Here is a 1,277-nt window from a genome sequence, read left to right on the forward strand (position 1 = left end):
CAGTATCGATTCGGGCAGCATCGCCGACGGAATGCTCGGCTCGGCGCGCGACTTACTGCAAAAGACGCCGACACACCACAAGTAACACGAGGTGACCGCTTGCCCAGCGAGCGCACTTCGCAGTCCCAACAACAAACCATCAGAACACTAAAGCGGGCCTCCGGTCGGTCGGCACGACCGGAGCGGCTGCCTGTCGCAAATCTGCAACAGATAATGAAAATCTCTTTTCGCAATGTATCCTTCAGTCCGTCGTGTATAGCAATATTTCAAAAGAATTTACGCGTGGAGCGAATCGAGATGAAGAAAACGCAAGCAGCGGTGATTTCCCTGGCACTCATTGGCGCAGCCGGTGCGGCTAACGCTCAGTCCAGCGTGACGCTCTACGGCGTTCTGGACGCGGGCCTGGCGTACGTAAGCCACTCCACCAATCCGGACGGCACGGGTGGACAGGTTTGGGGCATGCAGAATGGCAACCTGTCGGGCAACCGCTGGGGCATGAAAGGTCAAGAGGATCTGGGCGGTGGTCTGAAGGCAATTTTCCAATTGGAAAGCGGCTTTGACCCTGGCACCGGCCGTCTGAACCAAGGTGGCCGCGAGTTTGGTCGTCAAGCATTCGTCGGCGTGACCAGCAACCAGTTCGGTACGGTTACTCTCGGTCGCCAATATGACCCGTCGGTCGATCTGGTCCAAGGCCTCACCGCTGACAACTATTGGGGCGCAGCATTCGCAACGCCGGGCGATCTCGATAACTACGATAACAGCCTGCGCGTGAGCAACGCTGTGAAGTACGTCTCGCCGGTGTTCGGTGGCTTCCAGTTTGAAGGTATCTACGGCTTCAGCAACTTGGCAGGTACTACCGGCCAAGGCAAGACGTGGGGCGGCGCTGTCGCATACAACAATGGCCCGCTCGGTTTGGCGGCAAGCTATTTGTACACGGACAATCCGTCGGCAGGCCGCAACGCAACGACGTGGAACAGCCCGTCGTCCGACTCTCTTACGTACACCGTAATCAACAACGGGTACTCGTCGGCTCACTCGATCGGCATCGCACGCGGTGCAGGCCAATACGTGTTTGGCGCGTTCACGGTCGGCGCATCGTACAGCTTCGCTCAGTACAAGCCTGATGCGTTCTCGTCGTTCGGCTCGCAGGAGAAGTTCCACGTTGCAAACGGCTTCGTGAACTTCCAACTGACGCCCGCTGCGCTGCTCGGCCTTGGCTATACCTATACGCATGGCCAGGGCGACACCAACGCGACGTACCATCAAGTGAGCATTGG

Annotated in this window: 1 protein-coding gene; it reads left to right on the forward strand. The window is 58.2% G+C overall.

Going from position 1 to position 1,277, the window contains the following annotated elements; all coding sequences use genetic code 11:
• Positions 1–297: 297 nt before the first annotated feature.
• The coding region (locus tag AB6804_RS31830; protein ID WP_370889830.1) for a porin at positions 298–1,277 on the forward strand (980 nt) is incomplete at its 3' end.

Source organism: Caballeronia sp. RCC_10 (genome assembly GCF_041360715.1).
Taxonomy (GTDB): Bacteria; Pseudomonadota; Gammaproteobacteria; order Burkholderiales; family Burkholderiaceae; genus Caballeronia; species Caballeronia grimmiae.